General features: G+C 34.5%; 30 protein-coding genes. 29 read left to right on the top strand and 1 reads right to left on the bottom strand.

Annotated elements, in window-relative coordinates; all coding sequences use genetic code 11:
* The first annotated feature begins 7 nt into the window (after positions 1-7).
* The 28 genes from rpsC (at position 8) to NNH57_RS10240 (ending at position 17,469) form a co-directional block, all read left to right on the top strand.
* Positions 8-733 (top strand): 30S ribosomal protein S3, encoded by a 726-nt coding sequence (gene rpsC, locus NNH57_RS10375; protein ID WP_025666450.1) that lies wholly within the window; start codon positions 8-10, stop codon positions 731-733.
* Between the two features lie 20 nt (positions 734-753).
* The gene (rplP, locus tag NNH57_RS10370) at positions 754-1,173 is read left to right on the top strand and encodes a 50S ribosomal protein L16 (RefSeq protein ID WP_025666451.1); all 420 of its coding nucleotides are present in this window, start codon (positions 754-756) and stop codon (positions 1,171-1,173) included.
* Between the two features lie 12 nt (positions 1,174-1,185).
* The gene (gene rpmC, locus NNH57_RS10365) at positions 1,186-1,380 is read left to right on the top strand and encodes a 50S ribosomal protein L29 (RefSeq protein ID WP_025666452.1); all 195 of its coding nucleotides are present in this window, start codon (positions 1,186-1,188) and stop codon (positions 1,378-1,380) included.
* 12 nt (positions 1,381-1,392) lie between these two features.
* Entirely contained in the window at positions 1,393-1,650 is a 258-nt protein-coding gene (gene rpsQ / locus NNH57_RS10360; RefSeq protein WP_025666453.1) for a 30S ribosomal protein S17, read from the top strand.
* A gap of 2 nt (positions 1,651-1,652) precedes the next feature.
* Positions 1,653-2,021, top strand: coding sequence for a 50S ribosomal protein L14 (gene rplN, locus NNH57_RS10355; RefSeq protein WP_024770870.1), 369 nt, complete (start codon positions 1,653-1,655; stop codon positions 2,019-2,021).
* A 13-nt stretch (positions 2,022-2,034) separates the two neighbouring features.
* Positions 2,035-2,346 carry a 50S ribosomal protein L24 gene (gene rplX / locus NNH57_RS10350; protein WP_025666454.1) on the top strand — a complete coding sequence of 104 codons (312 nt, stop codon included), beginning with the start codon at positions 2,035-2,037 and terminating at the stop codon, positions 2,344-2,346.
* A gap of 2 nt (positions 2,347-2,348) precedes the next feature.
* Positions 2,349-2,900 carry a 50S ribosomal protein L5 gene (gene rplE, locus NNH57_RS10345; protein ID WP_025666455.1) on the top strand — a complete coding sequence of 184 codons (552 nt, stop codon included), beginning with the start codon at positions 2,349-2,351 and terminating at the stop codon, positions 2,898-2,900.
* A gap of 2 nt (positions 2,901-2,902) precedes the next feature.
* Entirely contained in the window at positions 2,903-3,172 is a 270-nt protein-coding gene (gene rpsN, locus NNH57_RS10340; RefSeq protein WP_025666456.1) for a 30S ribosomal protein S14, read from the top strand.
* Positions 3,173-3,241: 69 nt separating this feature from the next.
* Entirely contained in the window at positions 3,242-3,640 is a 399-nt protein-coding gene (gene rpsH / locus NNH57_RS10335; protein WP_025666457.1) for a 30S ribosomal protein S8, read from the top strand.
* A gap of 20 nt (positions 3,641-3,660) precedes the next feature.
* Positions 3,661-4,203: a 50S ribosomal protein L6 gene (rplF, locus tag NNH57_RS10330; RefSeq protein WP_074408994.1), complete on the top strand. Its 543-nt coding sequence runs from the start codon at positions 3,661-3,663 to the stop codon at positions 4,201-4,203.
* Between the two features lie 11 nt (positions 4,204-4,214).
* Complete coding sequence (gene rplR / locus NNH57_RS10325) at positions 4,215-4,571, top strand: 50S ribosomal protein L18 (protein WP_025666459.1); 357 nt, start codon at positions 4,215-4,217, stop codon at positions 4,569-4,571.
* A gap of 6 nt (positions 4,572-4,577) precedes the next feature.
* Positions 4,578-5,102, top strand: coding sequence for a 30S ribosomal protein S5 (gene rpsE / locus NNH57_RS10320; RefSeq protein WP_025666460.1), 525 nt, complete (start codon positions 4,578-4,580; stop codon positions 5,100-5,102).
* Between the two features lie 11 nt (positions 5,103-5,113).
* Complete coding sequence (gene rpmD, locus NNH57_RS10315) at positions 5,114-5,293, top strand: 50S ribosomal protein L30 (RefSeq protein ID WP_024770862.1); 180 nt, start codon at positions 5,114-5,116, stop codon at positions 5,291-5,293.
* A 9-nt stretch (positions 5,294-5,302) separates the two neighbouring features.
* The gene (rplO, locus tag NNH57_RS10310) at positions 5,303-5,755 is read left to right on the top strand and encodes a 50S ribosomal protein L15 (RefSeq protein WP_025666461.1); all 453 of its coding nucleotides are present in this window, start codon (positions 5,303-5,305) and stop codon (positions 5,753-5,755) included.
* A 10-nt stretch (positions 5,756-5,765) separates the two neighbouring features.
* Complete coding sequence (secY, locus tag NNH57_RS10305) at positions 5,766-7,103, top strand: preprotein translocase subunit SecY (RefSeq protein WP_025666462.1); 1,338 nt, start codon at positions 5,766-5,768, stop codon at positions 7,101-7,103.
* Positions 7,103-7,318, top strand: coding sequence for a translation initiation factor IF-1 (gene infA / locus NNH57_RS10300; RefSeq protein WP_008613577.1), 216 nt, complete (start codon positions 7,103-7,105; stop codon positions 7,316-7,318). The genes secY and infA overlap by 1 nt, the downstream gene beginning before the upstream one ends.
* A gap of 118 nt (positions 7,319-7,436) precedes the next feature.
* The gene (gene ykgO / locus NNH57_RS10295) at positions 7,437-7,553 is read left to right on the top strand and encodes a type B 50S ribosomal protein L36 (protein ID WP_013621733.1); all 117 of its coding nucleotides are present in this window, start codon (positions 7,437-7,439) and stop codon (positions 7,551-7,553) included.
* A gap of 2 nt (positions 7,554-7,555) precedes the next feature.
* Positions 7,556-7,930, top strand: coding sequence for a 30S ribosomal protein S13 (rpsM, locus tag NNH57_RS10290; protein ID WP_024770859.1), 375 nt, complete (start codon positions 7,556-7,558; stop codon positions 7,928-7,930).
* 8 nt (positions 7,931-7,938) lie between these two features.
* Positions 7,939-8,322 (top strand): 30S ribosomal protein S11, encoded by a 384-nt coding sequence (gene rpsK / locus NNH57_RS10285; RefSeq protein WP_074408993.1) that lies wholly within the window; start codon positions 7,939-7,941, stop codon positions 8,320-8,322.
* 132 nt (positions 8,323-8,454) lie between these two features.
* On the top strand, positions 8,455-9,060 hold the full coding sequence (rpsD, locus tag NNH57_RS10280; protein ID WP_025666465.1) for a 30S ribosomal protein S4: 606 nt from the start codon (positions 8,455-8,457) through the stop codon (positions 9,058-9,060).
* A gap of 23 nt (positions 9,061-9,083) precedes the next feature.
* On the top strand, positions 9,084-10,076 hold the full coding sequence (locus NNH57_RS10275) for a DNA-directed RNA polymerase subunit alpha (RefSeq protein WP_024770856.1): 993 nt from the start codon (positions 9,084-9,086) through the stop codon (positions 10,074-10,076).
* A gap of 63 nt (positions 10,077-10,139) precedes the next feature.
* On the top strand, positions 10,140-10,619 hold the full coding sequence (gene rplQ, locus NNH57_RS10270; protein WP_074408992.1) for a 50S ribosomal protein L17: 480 nt from the start codon (positions 10,140-10,142) through the stop codon (positions 10,617-10,619).
* A 209-nt stretch (positions 10,620-10,828) separates the two neighbouring features.
* A complete protein-coding gene (gene carA / locus NNH57_RS10265) occupies positions 10,829-11,944 on the top strand; it encodes a glutamine-hydrolyzing carbamoyl-phosphate synthase small subunit (RefSeq protein WP_074408991.1) in 1,116 nt (371 codons plus the stop codon).
* A gap of 185 nt (positions 11,945-12,129) precedes the next feature.
* Complete coding sequence (gene eno / locus NNH57_RS10260) at positions 12,130-13,419, top strand: phosphopyruvate hydratase (protein ID WP_025666468.1); 1,290 nt, start codon at positions 12,130-12,132, stop codon at positions 13,417-13,419.
* A 175-nt stretch (positions 13,420-13,594) separates the two neighbouring features.
* Entirely contained in the window at positions 13,595-14,881 is a 1,287-nt protein-coding gene (locus tag NNH57_RS10255) for a citrate synthase (RefSeq protein WP_074408989.1), read from the top strand.
* A gap of 201 nt (positions 14,882-15,082) precedes the next feature.
* On the top strand, positions 15,083-16,045 hold the full coding sequence (locus NNH57_RS10250) for an arginase (protein ID WP_074408988.1): 963 nt from the start codon (positions 15,083-15,085) through the stop codon (positions 16,043-16,045).
* A 36-nt stretch (positions 16,046-16,081) separates the two neighbouring features.
* Complete coding sequence (ctlX, locus tag NNH57_RS10245) at positions 16,082-16,990, top strand: citrulline utilization hydrolase CtlX (protein ID WP_108807711.1); 909 nt, start codon at positions 16,082-16,084, stop codon at positions 16,988-16,990.
* Positions 16,991-17,058: 68 nt separating this feature from the next.
* Positions 17,059-17,469, top strand: coding sequence for an RrF2 family transcriptional regulator (locus NNH57_RS10240; protein WP_025666472.1), 411 nt, complete (start codon positions 17,059-17,061; stop codon positions 17,467-17,469).
* A gap of 14 nt (positions 17,470-17,483) precedes the next feature.
* Here NNH57_RS10240 and NNH57_RS10235 read toward each other — a convergent pair whose 3' ends face one another.
* Positions 17,484-18,128: a chromophore lyase CpcT/CpeT gene (locus NNH57_RS10235; RefSeq protein WP_074408986.1), complete on the bottom strand. Its 645-nt coding sequence runs from the start codon at positions 18,126-18,128 to the stop codon at positions 17,484-17,486.
* Between the two features lie 345 nt (positions 18,129-18,473).
* Here NNH57_RS10235 and argS point away from each other — a divergent pair, with 345 nt between their 5' ends.
* Entirely contained in the window at positions 18,474-20,252 is a 1,779-nt protein-coding gene (argS, locus tag NNH57_RS10230; protein WP_074408985.1) for an arginine--tRNA ligase, read from the top strand.
* The last annotated feature ends 128 nt before the right edge of the window (positions 20,253-20,380 follow it).

The following is a 20,380-nucleotide window of genomic DNA, read 5'->3' as shown; positions in this document are numbered from 1 at the left end:
ATAAACTATGGGACAGAAGACAAATCCAATCGGAAATCGCCTTGGTATTATCAGAGGATGGGAATCTAACTGGTATGGAGGTAATGACTACGGTGACAAACTTGCCGAAGACGATAAGATTAGAAAGTATGTACACGCACGTTTATCAAAAGCTAGTGTATCTAGAGTAATTATTGAGCGTACGCTTAAACTTGTAACCGTTACTATCACTACTGCTAGACCTGGTATTATTATCGGAAAAGGTGGTCAGGAGGTAGACAAGTTAAAAGAAGAGCTTAAGAAAATTACAGAAAAGGAAGTTCAGATCAATATTTTTGAAATCAAAAGACCAGAACTTGATGCATTTTTGGTAGGATCGAGTGTTGCAAGACAAATCGAAAGCCGTATCTCATATCGTCGTGCTATTAAAATGGCTATCGCGGCAGCAATGAGAATGAATGCAGAAGGTATCAAAATCCAGATTTCAGGACGTTTGAACGGTGCAGAAATGGCACGTACAGAGTCTTATAAAGAAGGTCGTATTCCTTTATCAACATTTAGAGCTGACATAGATTATGCTTTGGTAGAATCACACACTACTTATGGTAGATTGGGTGTTAAAGTATGGATTATGAAAGGCGAAGTATATGGTAAAAGAGAGCTTTCTCCTTTGGTTGGTTTATCCAAAAAACAAGGAAAAGGTGACAGAGGTGGACGAAGTGGAGGTAATAACAAATCACGTCGTAGAAAGTAATTTTTTAAAGTAAATTAACAATGTTACAGCCTAAAAGAACAAAATTCCGTAAGCAACAAAAAGGACGTATGAAAGGTCTTTCTCAAAGAGGACACACACTTTCTAATGGTACTTTCGGAATCAAATCATTAGATTCAAGTTTTGTTACTGCTAGACAAATAGAAGCAGCTCGTATTTCTGCTACTCGTTATATGAAGAGAGAAGGTTCTCTGTGGATTAAAATTTTCCCAGACAAGCCTATAACTAAGAAACCTCTTGAAGTACGTATGGGTAAAGGAAAAGGTGCTGTTGAGTATTGGGCAGCAGTAGTAAAACCAGGAAGAATATTATTTGAAATAAGCGGAGTGCCTTATGACGTAGCTAAAGAAGCTTTACGTCTGGCAGCTCAGAAGCTTCCTGTAAAAACTAAGTTTATAGTAGCTAGAGATTATCAAGCTTAATATTTGAGGATTATGAAACAATCAGAAGTAAAAGAATTATCTACAGCTGAATTACAAGAGGAACTTGGTAAATCTCAAAAAGCGTATTCAGATTTAAGAATGGCTCACGCTATGTCTCCCTTAGAAAACCCTTTACAATTACGTAAAGTAAGAAGATCTATTGCGAGAATGGCTACAGAGCTAACAAAAAGAGAATTAAACGGTTAATTCTGCTGAAAGATGGAAAAAAGAAATTTAAGAAAAGAGCGTATAGGAGTTGTTACTAGTAACAAAATGCAGAAATCCATTGTGGTTGCTGAAGTTAAAAAAGTAAAACATCCTATGTACGGAAAATTCGTGTTAAAAACGAAAAAATACGTTGCACACGACGAGAAAAACGACTGCAATATTGGTGATACTGTAAAGATCATGGAAACAAGACCTTTGAGTAAAACCAAATGCTGGAGATTAGTAGAAGTAATTGAAAGAGCGAAGTAATTATGGTACAACAAGAGTCTAGATTAAAAGTAGCCGATAACACAGGTGGAAAAGAAGTTTTAGTCATTCGTGTTTTAGGTGGTACAAAAAGAAGATACGCCTCTGTAGGAGACAAAATAGTTGTCAGTGTAAAAGAAGCAACTCCAAATGGAAACATTAAAAAAGGAGCAGTTTCAACTGCAGTTGTAGTTCGTACCAAAAAAGAAGTGCGTAGACCAGACGGTTCTTATATCCGTTTTGATGATAACGCGTGTGTTCTATTGACTCCTACAGGAGAAATGAGAGGAACACGTGTATTTGGTCCAGTAGCAAGAGAACTTCGTGATAAGCAATTCATGAAGATTGTTTCACTAGCGCCAGAAGTGCTTTAAAACATTTGTGAAGATGACAAAGCTAAAAATAAAATCAGGAGATACTGTGCGAGTTATTGCTGGAGACAATAAAGGTCAAGAGGGAACTGTGCAAAAAGTATTGAAAGATAAGAACAAGGCAATTGTAGAAGGTGTGAACTTAGTGTCAAAACACCAGAAGCCTAGTGCTACAAATCCACAAGGTGGTATTGTAAAACAAGAAGCACCTATTCATATTTCTAACTTATCATTGTTAACCGCTAAAGGTGAAACAACAAGAATAGGATATAGAATAGAAGGAGATAAGAAAGTGAGATTTTCTAAAAAATCTAATGAAGTAATATAATTATGGCTTATATCCCAAGATTAAAACAAGAGTATAAAGACAGAGTAGTGTCTGCTCTTACAGAAGAATTCAGCTATGATAATGTAATGCAAGTACCAAAACTTAAAAAAATAGTTTTAAGTAGAGGTGTTGGAGCAGCAGTAGCCGATAAAAAGTTAATCGACTATGCAGTAGACGAATTAACAAATATAACAGGTCAGAAAGCTATAGCAACGATTTCTAAAAAGGATGTTGCTTCTTTCAAATTACGTAAAGGAATGCCAATTGGAGCAAAAGTTACGTTAAGAGGAGAAAGAATGTACGAATTTTTAGATCGTCTTATTACTTCAGCTTTACCACGTGTTAGAGATTTTAACGGAATTAAAGCTACAGGTTTTGATGGTAGAGGTAATTATTCATTAGGTGTTCTTGAGCAGATTATTTTTCCCGAGATCGATATCGATAAGGTAAATAAGATTTCAGGAATGAACATTACTTTCGAAACTTCGGCAAAAACCGATAAAGAAGCAAAATCATTGTTAACCGAACTAGGATTACCTTTTAAAAAGAATTAATTATGGCTAAAGAATCAATGAAAGCCCGTGAGGTGAAGAGAGCAAAAACTGTAGCAAAGTACGCTGAAAAACGTAAAGCTTTAAAAGAAGCTGGAGATTATGAAGCATTACAGAAGTTGCCTAAAAATGCTTCGCCAATTCGTAAGCATAATCGTTGTAAGTTAACAGGAAGACCAAAAGGATATATGCGTCAGTTTGGAATTTCTCGTGTAACATTCAGAGAGATGGCGAACAAAGGATTAATTCCGGGAGTAACAAAAGCTAGTTGGTAATAATAAAGTAAATTAATTGGTTTAAGGTTCAATTAAAAAATTGAAAACCAAAACCATAAATTATAAACAATGAATACAGATCCTATAGCAGATTATTTAACCAGAATTCGTAATGCAAATAGTGCTCAGCACAGAGTAGTTGAGATTCCAGCATCGAAGGTTAAAAAAGAGATCACTAAGATATTATTCGATCAAGGATATATTTTAAGTTATAAATTTGAAGATAATACAACACAAGGTACTATCAAAATAGCACTTAAATACGATAAAATAACTAAAGAACCAGTTATTAAAGAATTGCAAAGAATCAGTAAGCCAGGTTTACGTAAGTATGCAGGGTCTAATGATATTCCAAGAATTCTTAACGGATTAGGTGTTGCAATAGTCTCTACTTCTCATGGTGTAATGACCGGTAAACGTGCAAAGCAAGAGAATGTAGGTGGTGAAGTACTTTGTTACGTATATTAACAGTATAAAAGACAAAAGAAATGTCAAGAATAGGAAAAAATCCAGTAACTATTCCGTCTGGTGTCACTGTTGAAGTGACAGGTAATGTTGTTACTGTTAAAGGAAAATTAGGAGAGCTTTCTCAGAAAATCGATAGTATCGGTGTGAAAGTCGAAGAGGGCCAGGTAGTTCTAGAAAGACCTAGTGAAGCCAAAGATCATAAAGCAAAGCACGGTTTATACAGAGCTTTGATTAATAATATGGTTAATGGAGTTTCTGAAGGATTTACTAAAGAGTTAGAATTGGTAGGAGTTGGTTATAGAGCTTCTAATCAGGGTCAGAAATTAGATTTGGCTTTGGGATTCTCTCATAATATAGTTTTAGAGATAGCGCCAGAAGTTAAGGTCGAAACTATTTCAGAAAAAGGTAAGAACCCTATCGTAAAATTAACTTCTCATGATAAGCAATTGGTGGGTCAGATAGCAGCTAAAATTAGAGGCTTTCGTAAACCAGAACCTTATAAAGGGAAGGGAGTCAAATTCGTAGGAGAACAATTAAGAAGAAAAGCAGGTAAATCTGCATAATAACTAACGTTATGGCATTCTCAAAAGATTTAAGAAGATTAAAGATAAGAAAGCGTATCCGCGGTAATGTAAGCGGTACAGAACAACGTCCTAGATTATCTGTTTTTAGAAGTAATAAAGAAATCTATGCTCAAGTCATAGATGATGTAACTGGTAAAACAATCAGTGCAGCTTCTTCAAGAGATAAAGACATTGCTTCAGCAAAAGGAAGTAAGATAGAAAAAGCAAACTTAGTAGGAAAAGCGCTTGCTGAAAAAGCTAAGAAAGCTGGTGTAGAAACAGTATCCTTTGATAGAGGAGGATATTTGTATCACGGTAGAGTAAAATCATTAGCAGACGGTGCTAGAGAAGCAGGACTTAAATTCTAAGAAAATATGTATCAAAAATATAAAAACGCAGAATTAGTAAAACCAAGCGGGCTTGAACTTAAAGATCGTTTAGTTGGTGTGCAACGTGTAACTAAGGTAACTAAAGGTGGTAGAGCATTTGGTTTCTCGGCTATAGTTGTTGTAGGTGACGAAAACGGTGTTGTAGGTCACGGTTTAGGTAAGTCTAAAGAGGTAGCAGAAGCTATCGCTAAGGCAGTAGAAGATGCAAAAAAGAATTTGGTTCGTATTCCATTACATAAAGGTACATTACCTCACGAACAAAAAGGTAAGTACGGTGGAGCAAGAGTTTTACTCTTACCTGCTGCTACAGGTACCGGGGTAATTGCTGGTGGAGCAATCCGTGCAGTATTAGAATCTGTAGGGGTACATGATGTACTTTCTAAAAACCAAGGATCGTCTAACCCACACAATGTGGTGAAAGCAACGTTTGATGCTTTGTTACAATTGCGTAGTGCGCAACAAGTAGCAACTCAACGTGGAGTTTCACTAGAGAAAGTGTTTAAAGGATAAATTCAGGAACGATGGCAAAGATTAAAATTACTAAAGTAAAAAGTGCGATTAACCGTACTCAGAGACAGAAGAGAACCCTAGAGGCTCTAGGTCTTAAAAAGATCGGCCAGGTTGTGGAGCATGAAGATACTCCTAATATCCTTGGGATGGTAAATAAAGTTAAACATTTAGTTTCGATAGAAACAAAATAATAAAAGCACATGGATTTAAGTAACTTAAAACCTGCTGCAGGTTCGGTAAAAAACAATAGCAAACGAGTAGGTCGTGGACAAGGTTCTGGAAAGGGAGGAACTGCTACTCGTGGACATAAAGGAGCAAAATCACGTTCTGGATATTCTAAAAAGATAGGTTTTGAAGGTGGGCAAATGCCTCTTCAAAGACGTGTGCCAAAATTTGGTTTTAAAAACATCAACAGAAAAGAGTATCAAGGGATTAATTTAGACACACTACAGAAATTAGTAGATGATGGTAAAATTAAAGATACTGTTGATCTAGATGTGATTTTAACTACACGTTTGGCGGGGAAAAATGATTTGGTTAAAATATTGGGAAGAGGTGAACTGAAAGCAAAATTAAAAGTTTCAGCTCACAAATTTACAGCCACTGCAAAAGCTGCTATAGAAGCGGCAGGTGGTGAAGCAGTAACCTTATAATAGACAATTCATGAAATTTATTGACACAATAAAAAACATTTGGAAAATCGAAGAACTAAAGAATAGAATCTTAGTTACACTAGGATTACTTTTGGTATATCGATTTGGGGCGCAAATAGTACTTCCAGGAATAGATGCTTCAGAATTAGCAAACCTGGGAACACAAACTCAAGATGGTTTGTTGGGATTGCTTAACGCGTTTACAGGAGGAGCTTTCGCTAACGCTTCAGTATTTGCATTAGGTATTATGCCGTATATATCAGCCTCAATTGTAGTGCAGTTAATGGGAATAGCTATTCCTTATTTACAAAAACTACAAAAAGAAGGAGAAAGTGGTAGAAAAAAGATTAACCAAATTACACGTTGGTTAACTATCGCTATTACTTTGGTTCAAGGACCAGGATATATCTATAATCTGTTTGCAACACTTCCGGCAGAAGCTTTTGTGATTCCTAATCAAACAGTTTTTGTTGTGTCTTCTGTAATCATTATATCTACAGGTTGTATTTTTGCCATGTGGTTAGGTGAAAAAATTACAGATAAAGGTATAGGTAATGGTATCTCTCTTTTAATTATGGTGGGTATTATTGCTACGCTGCCGCAATCATTTGTGCAAAACTTTGCATCAAGAACTTCTGGCGATGGAGGAGGAATGATTATGGTATTGATAGAACTGGTTATCTGGTTTGTAATTATATTAGCATCAGTATTGTTGGTAATGGCGGTACGTCAAATACCTGTTCAATATGCTAGAAGAACAGCTGGAGGAGGATACGAGAAGAATGTTTTTGGATCTCGTCAGTATATACCTTTAAAATTAAATGCTTCAGGGGTAATGCCTATCATTTTTGCTCAGGCAATTATGTTCGTGCCTGCCGCTGTAGCTGGTTTGTCAGATTCAGAAACCTCTCAAGGTATTGCTGCAGCATTTAGCGATATTTTTGGATTTTGGTATAATGTTTTATTTGCAGTATTGATTATCATATTTACATATTTTTATACAGCTATCACGGTGCCAACAAATAAAATGGCAGACGATTTGAAGCGTAGTGGTGGTTTTATTCCTGGTATTCGCCCGGGAAGTGAAACATCAGAATATTTAGATAAGATCATGTCTCAGATCACATTGCCAGGATCAATATTCTTGGCGCTAATTGCAGTGTTTCCTGCGATAGCAGTTAAATTGTTGAATGTACAACAAGGTTGGGCATTGTTTTTCGGAGGAACTTCTCTACTTATTATGGTAGGTGTAGCTATCGATACAATGCAACAGGTTAATTCATACTTGTTAAATAGACATTATGATGGATTAATGAAAACTGGTAAAAACCGTAAAGCAGTAGCATAATGGCAAAACAACCGGCAATAGAACAAGACGGAAGTATCATCGAAGCATTATCAAATGCAATGTTTCGTGTAGAACTAGAAAATGGTCACGTAGTGACAGCTCATATATCTGGTAAGATGCGTATGCATTACATTAAATTATTACCAGGAGATAAGGTAAAGTTAGAAATGAGTCCTTATGATTTAACTAAGGCTCGTATAACATATAGATACTAAATAATTAAAGAATATTGTAAATTAAGATTTTTTGTGTAGTTTTGCAGGCCGAAAAATCTTGTTACTGATATCTTCCAAAAGATATAATTTGTATGTTTTGGAAACTAAAAACAAAGAGATGAAAGTTAGAGCATCAATAAAAAAAAGAAGTGCCGAGTGCAAGATTGTGCGTAGAAAAGGCCGACTTTACGTAATTAATAAAAAGAATCCTAGATTTAAACAAAGACAAGGGTAATTATGGCAAGAATTGCAGGGGTAGATATACCTAAACAAAAGCGAGGAGTTATAGCATTAACCTATATCTTCGGAATTGGTAGAAGTAGAGCTAAAGAAATTTTAGAAACTGCCAAAGTAGATGAAAGTGTAAAAGTTTCAGATTGGGATGATGACCAAATTGGTCGTATCCGTGAAGCTGTTGGAGTCTATACCATCGAAGGAGAATTACGTTCTGAGGTACAGTTAAACATCAAACGCCTTATGGATATTGGATGTTATAGAGGTATCCGTCATAGAGCTGGTTTACCACTTAGAGGGCAACGCACTAAGAACAATTCTAGAACACGTAAAGGAAGAAGAAAAACAGTTGCTAATAAGAAAAAAGCAACTAAATAATAAGTAGTATGGCAAAGTCAACTTCAAAAAAACGTAAAGTAATTGTTGAATCTATAGGAGAAGCACACGTAACAGCTTCTTTTAACAACATAATTATTTCGTTAACAAATAAAAAGGGAGACGTTATTTCTTGGTCTTCTGCTGGTAAAATGGGTTTTAGAGGTTCTAAAAAGAACACTCCTTATGCTGCCCAGTTAGCTGCAGAAGATGCTTCTAAAGTAGCTATCGAAGCTGGACTTAAGAAGGTGAAAGTATATGTTAAAGGTCCTGGTAATGGTAGAGAATCAGCAATACGTTCTCTTCATAATTCTGGTATTGAAGTTTCAGAAATTATTGATGTTACTCCAATGCCACACAATGGATGCCGTCCTCCTAAAAGACGTAGAGTATAAATTTTATCCCGAATTTTACTTCGGGATCTTTTTATATATAAATAACAATAAGTAAATCTAAATTAGGAATATTGATTATCGAAGGAAAGAGACCTTAATTCATAATCATCCTAAGTAACTAAATTATTAATAATGGCAAGATATACTGGTCCAAAAACTAAAATCGCTCGTAAATTTGGTGAAGCGATCTTCGGAGACGATAAGTCATTCGAAAAAAGAAATTACCCACCGGGACAACACGGAAATAACAGACGTAGAGGAAAGAAAAGTGAGTACGCTATCCAGTTAATGGAAAAGCAAAAAGCAAAGTATACGTATGGAGTATTAGAGCGTCAGTTCCGTAACATGTTCGAAAAAGCAACACGTGCACAAGGAATTACTGGTGAGGTATTACTTCAACTTTGTGAATCTCGTTTGGATAATGTAGTATTCAGAATGGGATTAGCAAATTCTCGTAGAGGGGCAAGACAATTGGTTTCTCACAGACACATAACTGTTAACGGACAACAAGTTAACATCCCTTCATATCAATTAAAAGCAGGAGATGTTGTTGGGGTAAGAGAAAAATCAAAATCATTAGAAGTAATTCAGAATTCACTTGCTAATAATAGTAAAGTGTATGAGTGGATTACGTTTAATAATGATACTAAAGAAGGTACTTTTGTATCTGTTCCGGCTAGAATTCAAATTCCGGAAAACATTAACGAACAATTCATCGTCGAATTATACTCTAAGTAATAACTCAAAGAAGAAACAATAACATGGCAATATTAAATTTTCAGAAGCCCGATAAAGTTATCATGATCGACTCCACAGAGTTCGATGGTAAATTTGAATTTAGACCATTAGAACCTGGGTACGGATTAACAGTTGGTAACGCTTTGCGAAGAGTTTTGCTATCTTCTTTAGAGGGATTCGCTATAACTTCTCTTAGAATAGAAGGTGTAGATCATGAGTTCTCTACGATCTCTGGAGTAGTAGAAGATGTTACCGAGATTATCTTAAATCTTAAGCAAGTACGTTTTAAGCGTCAAATAGAAGATATAGATAATGAATCTGTTACAATCTCTATTTCGGGTCAAGAGCAATTAACTGCTGGTGATTTTCAGAAATTTATTTCTGGATTCCAGGTGTTAAATCCTGATCTTGTAATCTGTAATATGGATAAAAAAGTAGCACTTAACCTAGAAATTACTATCGAAAAAGGTAGAGGTTATGTTCCTGCTGAAGAAAATAAGAAAGCTAACGCTCCTATTGGAACCATCTTTACAGATTCTATTTACACTCCAATCAAAAATGTTAAGTATAGCATTGAGAACTATCGTGTAGAGCAAAAAACAGATTACGAAAAATTAGTTTTCGAAATTGTAACAGACGGATCTATTCATCCTAAAGATGCATTAACCGAAGCAGCTAAAATATTAATCCATCACTTCATGTTATTCTCTGATGAGCGTATTACATTAGAAGCTGATGAAATTGCACAAACAGAAACTTATGATGAAGAATCACTTCACATGAGACAGTTGTTAAAAACTAAATTGATCGATATGGATCTTTCTGTACGTGCACTTAATTGTTTAAAAGCTGCAGAGGTAGATACTTTAGGAGATTTGGTATCTTACAATAAGAACGACTTAATGAAGTTCCGTAACTTTGGTAAGAAATCTTTAACAGAACTTGAAGAATTAGTGAATGTTAAAGGACTTAACTTCGGTATGGACCTTTCAAAATACAAATTGGATAAAGACTAACTCATCATAGTTTGCTCTCTGCAAGAGGTGGATTGAGCAAGATGATGATTAAAATAAAATGTCATGAGACACGGAAAAAAAGTAAATCACTTAGGAAGAAAAACAGCACATCGTAAAGCAATGCTTGCGAATATGGCTTGTTCTCTAATTGAACATAAAAGAATCAATACTACAGTTGCAAAAGCAAAAGCGCTTAAGCAATTTGTAGAGCCATTAGTGACAAAATCTAAAGAGGATACTACGCATAATCGTCGTATCGTATTCAGTAGATTGCGTAATAAATACGCGGTAACAGAATTGTTTAGAGATGTTGCTCCTAAAGTAGGAGATAGACCAGGAGGATATACAAGAATTATAAAACTTGGTAATCGTCTTGGGGATAATGCTGATATGGCTATGATTGAATTAGTAGATTACAATGAGCTATATAATGCTGGTAAGCCTGCTAAGAAGAAATCTAGAAGAAGAGGTGGTAAAGGGAAAAAGGCTGAGGCTGCCCCTGTAGCACCAGCAACAGAAAATACTAGCTCTGAAGAAGAATAAATGAAAAATGCGAATCGCACATAATAATAAAAGGATAAACGTTCGTCGTTTATCCTTTTTTTTTGAATAATTCTAAAAAAGATGATTTCTGTTGAAACAGAAATTTTACAGTCAAATAAAGTTGAAAATGATGAAATAAACGTAGTAGGTTAATTAAAATGAATACTGTGTGAATTTCATCAGACCATTAAAAGTAATAGATATAACAAATGAAATATCAATCTCGAAAAAAAGCAATTCTTTTATTAGCAGATGGTACAATTTTTCATGGCAAAGCTGTGGGAAGAGAAGGTAGCGCTTTTGGTGAAGTGTGTTTTAATACTGGTATGACAGGATATCAGGAAATTTTTACAGACCCCTCGTATTATGGACAGTTAATGGTAGCTACCAATGCGCATATAGGTAATTATGGAACTAATGAAAACGAAATAGAATCAGACTCTATTAAAATTGCAGGTTTGATTGTTAAGAACTTTAGTTACGAATATTCTCGGGATAGGGCCGATAGTTCTTTACAAGAATTTTTAGAAAAACATAACCTCTTAGCAATTTCTGATGTAGATACGAGAGCATTAGTGAGTTATATTAGAGATAATGGAGCAATGAATGCGGTGATCTCTACAGAGGTTGATGATGTAGATAAACTAAAAAAAGAACTTGCAGCGGTTCCTGATATGAATGGTTTAGAGTTAGCTTCAAAAGTTTCTACTACGGCACCTTATTTTGTGGGTGACCCTAATGCTACTTATAAGATTTCAGCTTTAGATATAGGAATAAAGAAAAATATACTGCGTAACCTTACAAGCCGAGATGCATATGTAAAAGTATTCCCGTATAATGCTACATTCGAAGAAATGAGCGGATGGGAACCAGATGGATACTTCCTTTCTAATGGTCCTGGTGATCCAGAACCGTTAACTCAGGCAATCGCAACAGCAAAAGAGATTCTTGAAAAAGATTTACCACTATTTGGTATCTGTTTAGGGCATCAGGTGATAGCATTAGCAAATGGAATAAGTACTTATAAAATGCATAATGGGCATAGAGGAATAAATCATCCGGTTAAAAATCTCATTACAGGCAAAGGAGAAATCACTTCTCAGAATCATGGTTTCGCAATACATAGAGAAGAAACAGAAAAACATCCTGATGTAGAAATAACCCATGTGCATCTTAATGATGATACCGTTGCAGGAATCAAAATGAAAAATAAGAACTGTTTTTCTGTACAATACCACCCAGAGGCTAGTCCGGGACCTAATGATTCAATCTACTTGTTTGATCAATTTATCGAGAATATTAAAAAAACAAAAACCACAGCATAATATAACGGTAGCTTAGTAACTTTTGATTCTTTTTGATAAAACTTTAATCTATAACGTTATAGTTGATAACTTGATCATTATATCATGGATTCTAGGGTAAAATATGGTTTTTTTGAAGGGATTAAAGTATACTGGTTTTGTATATTGCGAAGAATTAAAATTATCCAACAAAATAAATTAAAAACATGAGTGTAATTATTAATATTCACGCTAGGCAAATCTTAGATTCACGTGGTAACCCAACTGTAGAAGTAGACGTGATTACCGAAAACGGTATTTTAGGAAGAGCTGCTGTTCCTTCTGGGGCATCTACTGGAGAACACGAAGCTGTAGAACTACGAGATGGTGGTGCAGCATATATGGGTAAAGGAGTTCTTAAGGCTGTCGAAAATGTAAATACAATAATTGCTGAAGAGTTATTAGGATATTCTGTATTTGATCAAAATTTATTAGATCAGACCATGATCCAATTAGATGGCACTTCTAACAAATCAAAACTTGGTGCTAATGCAATATTAGGAGTTTCGTTAGCAGCAGCAAAAGCAGCAGCAAACGAATTAGGTATGCCGCTATATCGTTATGTTGGAGGAGTAAGTGCTAATACGCTACCGGTACCTATGATGAATATTATCAATGGAGGTTCGCATAGTGATGCTCCAATAGCATTTCAGGAATTTATGGTTATGCCAGTAAAAGCCAAAAACTTTACACATGCCATGCAAATGGGAACCGAGATCTTTCATAATCTTAAAAAAGTATTACATGATCGAGGTCTGAGTACTGCGGTAGGTGATGAAGGAGGATTTGCTCCAGCATTAGATGGAACAGAAGATGCTTTAGATTCAATTGCCCTTGCAGTAGAGAAAGCAGGATACAAATTTGGAGATGAAATAATGGTTGCACTAGATTGTGCGGCAGCAGAATTTTTTGTTGATGGTAAGTATGACTATACAAAATTTGAAGGCGATAAAGGAGTAATACGTACGAGTGAAGAACAAGCAGATTATCTTGCAGAACTAGCTTCAAAATACCCAATTATTTCTATAGAAGATGGTATGGATGAGAACGATTGGGAAGGATGGAAATATCTTACAGATAAGGTAGGTGATAAAGTTCAATTGGTTGGTGATGATTTGTTTGTTACTAATGTAGAACGACTTTCAAAAGGAATTGAAAATGGTATTGCCAATTCAATACTAATTAAAGTCAACCAAATAGGAACTCTTACCGAAACTATTGCAGCTGTAAACATGGCACATAATGCAGGGTATACTTCTGTTATGTCACACCGTTCTGGTGAAACAGAAGATAATACTATTGCTGATCTGGCCGTTGCTTTAAATACAGGGCAAATCAAAACAGGATCTGCCTCTCGTAGTGATAGAATGGCAAAATATAATCAATTACTTCGTATTGAAGAAGAGTTGGGAACCATTGCTTATTTTCCAAAAGAGAATGCATTTAAGGTAAAATAATAGAAAGTATCAATAGAGTATAAAGCGACTATCTAATTAGATAGTCGCTTTGTTTTTTATATAATTTTGAAAATGAGTTGTAAGGGTAAAAATGATCTTACGATTAATACTATGTTAACACTATATTTCGTAATTTAGCGATCCTACAATAACAGCAAAATTCTAAAATAATCAAATGTCAAAAATAGCTACGTTAGAAATCGACGGTAATAAATATGAGTTTCCGATAATAGAAGGAACAGAGAAAGAATTAGGAATTGATATTAAAACACTAAGAGGGGTAACCGGAGGGATTACAACCATCGATCCTGGGTATAAAAATACCGGAAGTTGTGAGAGTGGTATTACATTTCTTGATGGAGAAAAAGGAATTTTAAGATACCGAGGATATTCTATAGAAGAATTGGCAGAAAAGGCAGATTTTTTAGAAGTTGCTTATTTATTAATTTTTGGAGAATTACCAACAAAAGTAGAGCTAGAAAAATTTGATAGAGATATAAAAGAAGAATCTCATGTAGATGAAGATATGAAGAAGATCCTTGATGGATTTCCTAAAAGTGCACACCCAATGGGAGTACTGTCTTCTTTAACTAATGCATTAATAGCTTTTAATCCAGGATCGGTAGATGTTGACTCAGAAGAAGAAATGTATAATGCTATTGTAAAAATACTGGCAAAATTCCCAGTACTTGCAGCTTGGACAATGAGGAAAAGAAAAAGTCTTCCGCTAGATTATGGAGATAACTCTTTGGGATATGTAGAGAATTTACATAAGATGATGTTTGGAAGGCCTAATAAAGCTTACGAACCTAATAAACTTGTGTATGATGCATTGGATAAATTATTGATACTTCATGCAGATCATGAGCAAAACTGTTCTACTTCTACCGTTAGAATTGTTGGATCTTCTCATGCAGGATTGTTTGCATCATTATCAGCAGGGATATCTGCATTATGGGGGCCACTTCATGGAGGAGCAAACCAGGCAGTTATAGAAATGCTTGAGGCAATTAAAGCAGATGGAGGAGATACAGCTAAGTATATTGCAAAAGCTAAAGATAAAAACGACCCTTTCCGTTTAATGGGATTTGGTCATAGGGTATATAAAAACTTTGATCCAAGAGCTAAGATTATCAAAAAATCAGCAGAAGAAGTATTAGGTGATTTAGGAATTGAAGATCCGGTTCTTGATATTGCTAAAGGACTAGCTAAAGTAGCTCTCGAAGATGAATACTTTGTACAAAGAAAACTATACCCAAATGTAGATTTCTACTCGGGGATTATTTATAGAGCTTTAGGTATACCTACAGAAATGTTTACTGTAATGTTTGCTTTAGGAAGATTGCCAGGATGGATAGCTCAATGGAAAGAAATGAGACTTCGTAAAGAACCAATCGGAAGACCAAGACAAATATATGTTGGTGAAAACTCCAGACCTTTTGTGAAAGTAGAAAATAGATAAAAATTAGATATTTAAAATATAAAGGCCTTACATTATAATTAATAGTAGTAAGGCTTTTTTATTTTATCTTTATGCCGCTCTAAATAGAGATGGATTGTTAAAATTAGTTGCGAATTCATAACGAGTTCAATAAATAAATTGGATAAAGATGTTTTGATTGTAGCATATTTCTAAAAGCAATTAAAACCAGTAGCATAAGTAATGAAAGAAATTAAATTAGTTAAAAATAGATCGGATATTGGCGCAGGAACAAGAGGTTCTGATCTGGGAGTTGATGCAATAGAAATTGCAGCTATTAATAAAGATGATGATTATTTTAATCTGTATCCTTATGAAAATGTAGAAACAGAAAATGAAACTATATACAATAAGGTAAACAATTCATTTGCTAAACGAATAGGGAGCGTGCTTAATGTATGTACCCGATTAAGTAATAGCGTATCAAGAAACTTAAAAGAAGACATATATCCAGTTGTATTATCAGGAGATCATTCATCAGCCTTAGGTACAATTAGTGGGATAAAGGCAGCTTTTCCAACCAAAACATTAGGAGTGGTATGGATAGATGCTCATGCCGATGTGCATTCACCATATACATCACCTTCTGGGAATATTCATGGAATGCCTTTGGCGGCAGCACTTTCTAATGATAATTTAAGCTTTAAGATCAATGAGGTGTCAGATGAGACAGCTGATTTGTGGAACAAGATGAAAAACATTGGTGTCGAAGGGCAAAAGATAGAGCACCAAAATATCGTGTATTTTGGAGTGAGAGATACAGAAGAACCAGAAGAAGGAGTAATCGCAGAAAATGGGATTAAAAATTATATGGTAGAAGAAATGCGCTACCGCGGTTTTGAACAATGTTTAGAAGAAGCAATTCAAAGATTAGAATCCTGCGATATGATATATATATCTTTTGATGTTGATAGTATGGATTGTGATTTGATTTCTAAAGGAACAGGAACACCTGTTTCTAGAGGATTTGATATTGATGAAGCGATTCGTATTATTCAAGCATTCGTAAAAACAAAGAAAACTGTTTGCTTTGAGGTAGTAGAGGTGAATCCTACGCTAGATAATAAAGGAAATAAGATGGCAGAAGCTGCTTTTGATGTGTTAAAAGCAACAACAGCAACTATTACAGAAAAAATGATAAGCTAAATTTATTTGGAAAAACAAATAACCAATACGATAGTAATGATTCGTCCTGTTCAATTTAGGATGAATGAACAAACGGCTGTAAATAATTACTACCAGGAAACAGCAGGTATAGATATAGAAACTGCTAATATTAAAGCTCAACAAGAGTTTAATCAATTTGTAAAAGTATTAAGAGAAGCTGGGGTGCACGTAATTGTAATTGATGATGATCCCCAAAATGATACTCCTGACTCTATTTTTCCTAACAATTGGGTGTCTTTTCATGAAAATGGAGATGTGGGGTTATATCCGATGTTTGCTGTAAATAGAAGAAAAGAACGTAGGCCCGAAGTTTTGGACCAATTAGAAGCATCTGGGTTTGAAATAAGTAATATTATAGATTATACCGATGCCGAAGATGAAGGGGTGTTTCTTGAAGGTACAGGTAGCCTGGTATTAGATAGGGTAAACAGGAAAGCATATTGTGCATTATCTCCTCGAGCAGATGAGGATTTGTTTATAGAGTTTTGCGAAGATTTTGAATATACACCCGTTATCTTTACAGCATATCAAACGGTTAATGAAAAACGATTGCCAATATATCATACCAATGTAATGATGGGGGTAGGAGAAACAGTCGCAGTTGTATGTCTGGAATCTATAGATGATAAAAAAGAACGCAAAAATCTTGTTAATCATCTAAAAAATGATGGTAAAGAGATTATTGCTATTACTGAAAACCAAGTAAACAACTTTGCAGGTAATATGCTCCAAGTTGTTGGTTTGGGAGATAAGCGCTATATTGTCATGTCATCTACAGCGTTTAAGAGTCTAACTAAAGATCAAATTACCAGGGTAGAAAAGCATTGTGCAATTCTTCATAGCGATCTTAATACAATCGAAACATTAGGCGGAGGGAGTGCACGTTGTATGATGGCAGAAGTTTTTCTTCCGAAAAGTTTGTAGTTCTATAAGCTGTAGTTAAAACTTCAAACTTAACCAGTAACTATAAATTACAAGAAATCAATTAAAGTATGCTTTCGAAAAAAACTAAATATGGCTTAAAGGCGCTTACTTATATTGCAAAAAAGAGATGTGATGATCCCGTGTTAATCTCAGAGATTGCATCTAATGAAAATATTTCTCAAAAGTTTTTAGAGAGCATTCTGTTAACACTAAGAAAAACAGGTTTTTTAGGTTCCAAAAAAGGAAAAGGAGGAGGGTATTATTTGATTAAAGAGCCAAAAAATATCACAATGGCGTCTGTAATTAGAGTTTTAGAAGGACCTATTGCTATGGTGCCATGTGTGAGTCTTAATTTTTATGAAAAATGCGACGATTGCCCCGACGAAGATAAATGCGCGGTACATAGTGTTATGATTGAAGTGAGAGATAGTACGTTAAAAGTTTTAGAAAATAAAACATTAGCAGATTTTGTTAAGTAATTACAAAGTGATCTTTACTTACCGGTTCTTTTGTATTTATAAGGCCCTTTGATTTTGCCCCATACTTGTTTTCCGTTGTTGTTATACCCTTTGGTCCATATCGATATCTTATCTTTACTAACCACATAAGTACTCATAATATAATCGATATAATCAATATTCTTGTTGCAAGAACCCTTACCCGTTTTACCAGAATATATTGTCGAAGTTTTTTTCTTAAAATATACCTGACATCCGGTTTTTATTTCCAGACTATCCAAAGTTAATCTATCAAAGAGTTTGGTTGAAGGTCTGCCAGAGAATTCAGGATTATTTAGATCAGCACTATGGTCCTTTATACTAATGATTTTATAACTTGTGCTTTTGATAGTCGAAGAGTCTAATCGTTCATAGTTTAATATTGTCTGATTGTATACATGATGATCTCCTTTAGCATCCGATACTTCAGAATATACCCAATATCCAGGCTTATCTTTCCAGATTCTAATATTAATTAAATTAAGATGAGCAAAACTAGAATCATTTTCAGCTTGTTCTTCATTAGAAAATTCACCAATTAATAATGCTACCAAATTGTGTAATTCAATATCTTTTACAGGATTAGAATTGCAGGATGAAAATAATATTGATAGAAAAATAATTAGTAAAAATTGCCTCATATAGTTGTTTTAATAAATATAAAAAAAATACGAAAAAAAAACGCAATTTATCGATAAAACTTAGCGTTTTATCCTAGTAAAATTGATTTGGCTATACAATTTTGCAGATCGAAACCCCAAATACAAAGTAATAAATAGATAGTATTGACATCGTAAATAATCAATCTACTTGTGTTGGTGCAAAAGGAAAAACGATTTTGCAATTTGTTTTCTAATTTAACTCAGGGGATTTTTTATGCGAGTTATTGACTAGTGTTTTTTTATGTACAATATAATGAAATGATGTGAAAACACGTAGTGTCGCTGTGTAATTTCTATTATCTTTGCAGCTTAATTTTTAAGAAGATGAGTTTACAACAAACCATTTCAGAAAAAGTAAAAGAAGTAATACAACAATTGTATAGTGCTGATCTGGAATCTGTAGAATTACAAGCTACCCGAAAAGAATTTGAGGGAGATGTTACTGTAGTAGTGTTTCCGATGCTTCGTGTGGTTAAAGGAAACCCTGTTCAGATAGGAGAATCCATAGGGAAGTATTTGGTAGAGCATATAAAAGAAATTGATGCCTATAATGTAGTTAAAGGGTTCCTAAATCTAGTGATTTCAGATTCATATTACCTTAATTTTTTTGCAGAAATCAAAAATATCGAGCATTATGGTTTTGTAACCCCTTCAGAAGAAGATAAGGCGATTATGGTAGAGTATTCCTCACCTAATACAAATAAGCCTCTGCATTTAGGACATATTAGAAATAATCTTTTAGGATATGCAGTAGCAGAAATTATCAAAGCTAGCGGTAAAAAAGTATATAAAACCCAAATTATTAATGATAGAGGTATACATATTTGTAAATCTATGTTAGCCTGGCAGAAATATGGAGATGGAAAAACACCAGAATCTACGGGGTTAAAAGGAGATAAATTGGTCGGGAATTATTATGTGAAATTTGATAAAGTCTATAAAGATCAAATTGCTGAGTTAATTTCTGCGGGTAAAACAGAAGAGGACGCAAAAAAGGAAGCTCCGATCATAGTAGAAGCCCAGGAAATGCTTCGTAAATGGGAAGCAGGAGATGAAGAAGTGGTGAAGCTTTGGGAAATGATGAATGGTTGGGTGTATGATGGTTTTGATCAGACCTATAAGGTTTTAGGAGTAGATTTTGATAGCTACTACTATGAAAGTAATACATATCTTCTTGGTAAGGATAATATCGAAGATGGATTGGCTACAGGTGTATTTTTCAAAAAAGAAGATGGGTCGATATGGTGTGATCTAACCGATGAAGGTCTTGACGAAAAAATAGTATTGCGTAGCGATGGTACTGCAGTATATATGACTCAGGATATAGGAACAGCAATACAACGTGTTAAGGATAACCCTGACATAGGAGGGATGATATATACTGTAGGGAATGAGCAAGATTATCATTTTAAGGTGTTGTTTTTAATTTTGAAAAAATTAGGGTATGACTGGGCACAATATTTACATCATCTAAGTTATGGTATGGTTGATTTGCCTAGTGGTAAAATGAAAAGTAGAGAAGGAACGGTAGTAGATGCTGATGATTTAATTACTCAAATGGCAGTGACTGCTGGTGAGATTTCTAAAGACCTGGGTAAATTAGATGGCTATACAGAAGATGAAAAAGCAGAAATTTACAGTATTATAGGTCTTGGGGCATTAAAATATTTTATTTTGAAAGTAGATCCCAAAAAACGTATTCTTTTTAATCCCGAAGAATCGGTAGATTTTCAAGGAAATACAGGGCCATTTATACAATATACCTATGCACGTATTCAAGCAATTCTGCGAAAAGCAGATTTTGATTATGACACCCCGATAGTTGATATAGCGTTACATGAAAAGGAAAAAGAACTTATTAAACAATTAGAGCTTTATCCAGAAATTATTCAGAATGCTGCGAATGAACTTAGTCCAGCCATAATTAGTAATTATACTTATGACTTGGTAAAGACTTATAATTCGTTTTTTCAAAATGTATCTATATTCGGAGCAGATACAGATCAGGAAAAAATATTTAGAGTTCAAATTTCTAGCCTGGTGGGTAAAACTATTAAATCTGGATTTAAACTTTTAGGGATTAACGTTCCCGAAAGGATGTAGTTTTAGATATAGGTGTTAAAACCTTTAGAGTCGATATTTTTTGCTTTAAAAAGAGAAGAATATCGATTTTTTATTCCTTTTGTCCAAAGTATAAGATAAAAATCAATAGTAAATACTATATTAAATCA

Source organism: Aquimarina spinulae, from assembly GCF_943373825.1.
GTDB lineage: Bacteria > Bacteroidota > Bacteroidia > Flavobacteriales > Flavobacteriaceae > Aquimarina > Aquimarina spinulae.
This window is presented reverse-complemented; position numbering and strand designations above follow the sequence as displayed.

What these genes read in the sequence shown, in the direction of transcription:
- rpsC (WP_025666450.1), top strand. Translation starts at nt 8, where the DNA reads ATGGGACAGAAGACAAATCCAATCGGAAATCGCCTTGGTATTATCAGA.
- rplP (WP_025666451.1), top strand. Translation starts at nt 754, where the DNA reads ATGTTACAGCCTAAAAGAACAAAATTCCGTAAGCAACAAAAAGGACGT.
- rpmC (WP_025666452.1), top strand. Translation starts at nt 1,186, where the DNA reads ATGAAACAATCAGAAGTAAAAGAATTATCTACAGCTGAATTACAAGAG.
- rpsQ (WP_025666453.1), top strand. Translation starts at nt 1,393, where the DNA reads ATGGAAAAAAGAAATTTAAGAAAAGAGCGTATAGGAGTTGTTACTAGT.
- rplN (WP_024770870.1), top strand. Translation starts at nt 1,653, where the DNA reads ATGGTACAACAAGAGTCTAGATTAAAAGTAGCCGATAACACAGGTGGA.
- rplX (WP_025666454.1), top strand. Translation starts at nt 2,035, where the DNA reads ATGACAAAGCTAAAAATAAAATCAGGAGATACTGTGCGAGTTATTGCT.
- rplE (WP_025666455.1), top strand. Translation starts at nt 2,349, where the DNA reads ATGGCTTATATCCCAAGATTAAAACAAGAGTATAAAGACAGAGTAGTG.
- rpsN (WP_025666456.1), top strand. Translation starts at nt 2,903, where the DNA reads ATGGCTAAAGAATCAATGAAAGCCCGTGAGGTGAAGAGAGCAAAAACT.
- rpsH (WP_025666457.1), top strand. Translation starts at nt 3,242, where the DNA reads ATGAATACAGATCCTATAGCAGATTATTTAACCAGAATTCGTAATGCA.
- rplF (WP_074408994.1), top strand. Translation starts at nt 3,661, where the DNA reads ATGTCAAGAATAGGAAAAAATCCAGTAACTATTCCGTCTGGTGTCACT.
- rplR (WP_025666459.1), top strand. Translation starts at nt 4,215, where the DNA reads ATGGCATTCTCAAAAGATTTAAGAAGATTAAAGATAAGAAAGCGTATC.
- rpsE (WP_025666460.1), top strand. Translation starts at nt 4,578, where the DNA reads ATGTATCAAAAATATAAAAACGCAGAATTAGTAAAACCAAGCGGGCTT.
- rpmD (WP_024770862.1), top strand. Translation starts at nt 5,114, where the DNA reads ATGGCAAAGATTAAAATTACTAAAGTAAAAAGTGCGATTAACCGTACT.
- rplO (WP_025666461.1), top strand. Translation starts at nt 5,303, where the DNA reads ATGGATTTAAGTAACTTAAAACCTGCTGCAGGTTCGGTAAAAAACAAT.
- secY (WP_025666462.1), top strand. Translation starts at nt 5,766, where the DNA reads ATGAAATTTATTGACACAATAAAAAACATTTGGAAAATCGAAGAACTA.
- infA (WP_008613577.1), top strand. Translation starts at nt 7,103, where the DNA reads ATGGCAAAACAACCGGCAATAGAACAAGACGGAAGTATCATCGAAGCA.
- ykgO (WP_013621733.1), top strand. Translation starts at nt 7,437, where the DNA reads ATGAAAGTTAGAGCATCAATAAAAAAAAGAAGTGCCGAGTGCAAGATT.
- rpsM (WP_024770859.1), top strand. Translation starts at nt 7,556, where the DNA reads ATGGCAAGAATTGCAGGGGTAGATATACCTAAACAAAAGCGAGGAGTT.
- rpsK (WP_074408993.1), top strand. Translation starts at nt 7,939, where the DNA reads ATGGCAAAGTCAACTTCAAAAAAACGTAAAGTAATTGTTGAATCTATA.
- rpsD (WP_025666465.1), top strand. Translation starts at nt 8,455, where the DNA reads ATGGCAAGATATACTGGTCCAAAAACTAAAATCGCTCGTAAATTTGGT.
- NNH57_RS10275 (WP_024770856.1), top strand. Translation starts at nt 9,084, where the DNA reads ATGGCAATATTAAATTTTCAGAAGCCCGATAAAGTTATCATGATCGAC.
- rplQ (WP_074408992.1), top strand. Translation starts at nt 10,140, where the DNA reads ATGAGACACGGAAAAAAAGTAAATCACTTAGGAAGAAAAACAGCACAT.
- carA (WP_074408991.1), top strand. Translation starts at nt 10,829, where the DNA reads ATGAAATATCAATCTCGAAAAAAAGCAATTCTTTTATTAGCAGATGGT.
- eno (WP_025666468.1), top strand. Translation starts at nt 12,130, where the DNA reads ATGAGTGTAATTATTAATATTCACGCTAGGCAAATCTTAGATTCACGT.
- NNH57_RS10255 (WP_074408989.1), top strand. Translation starts at nt 13,595, where the DNA reads ATGTCAAAAATAGCTACGTTAGAAATCGACGGTAATAAATATGAGTTT.
- NNH57_RS10250 (WP_074408988.1), top strand. Translation starts at nt 15,083, where the DNA reads ATGAAAGAAATTAAATTAGTTAAAAATAGATCGGATATTGGCGCAGGA.
- ctlX (WP_108807711.1), top strand. Translation starts at nt 16,082, where the DNA reads ATGATTCGTCCTGTTCAATTTAGGATGAATGAACAAACGGCTGTAAAT.
- NNH57_RS10240 (WP_025666472.1), top strand. Translation starts at nt 17,059, where the DNA reads ATGCTTTCGAAAAAAACTAAATATGGCTTAAAGGCGCTTACTTATATT.
- NNH57_RS10235 (WP_074408986.1), bottom strand. Translation starts at nt 18,128, where the DNA reads ATGAGGCAATTTTTACTAATTATTTTTCTATCAATATTATTTTCATCC.
- argS (WP_074408985.1), top strand. Translation starts at nt 18,474, where the DNA reads ATGAGTTTACAACAAACCATTTCAGAAAAAGTAAAAGAAGTAATACAA.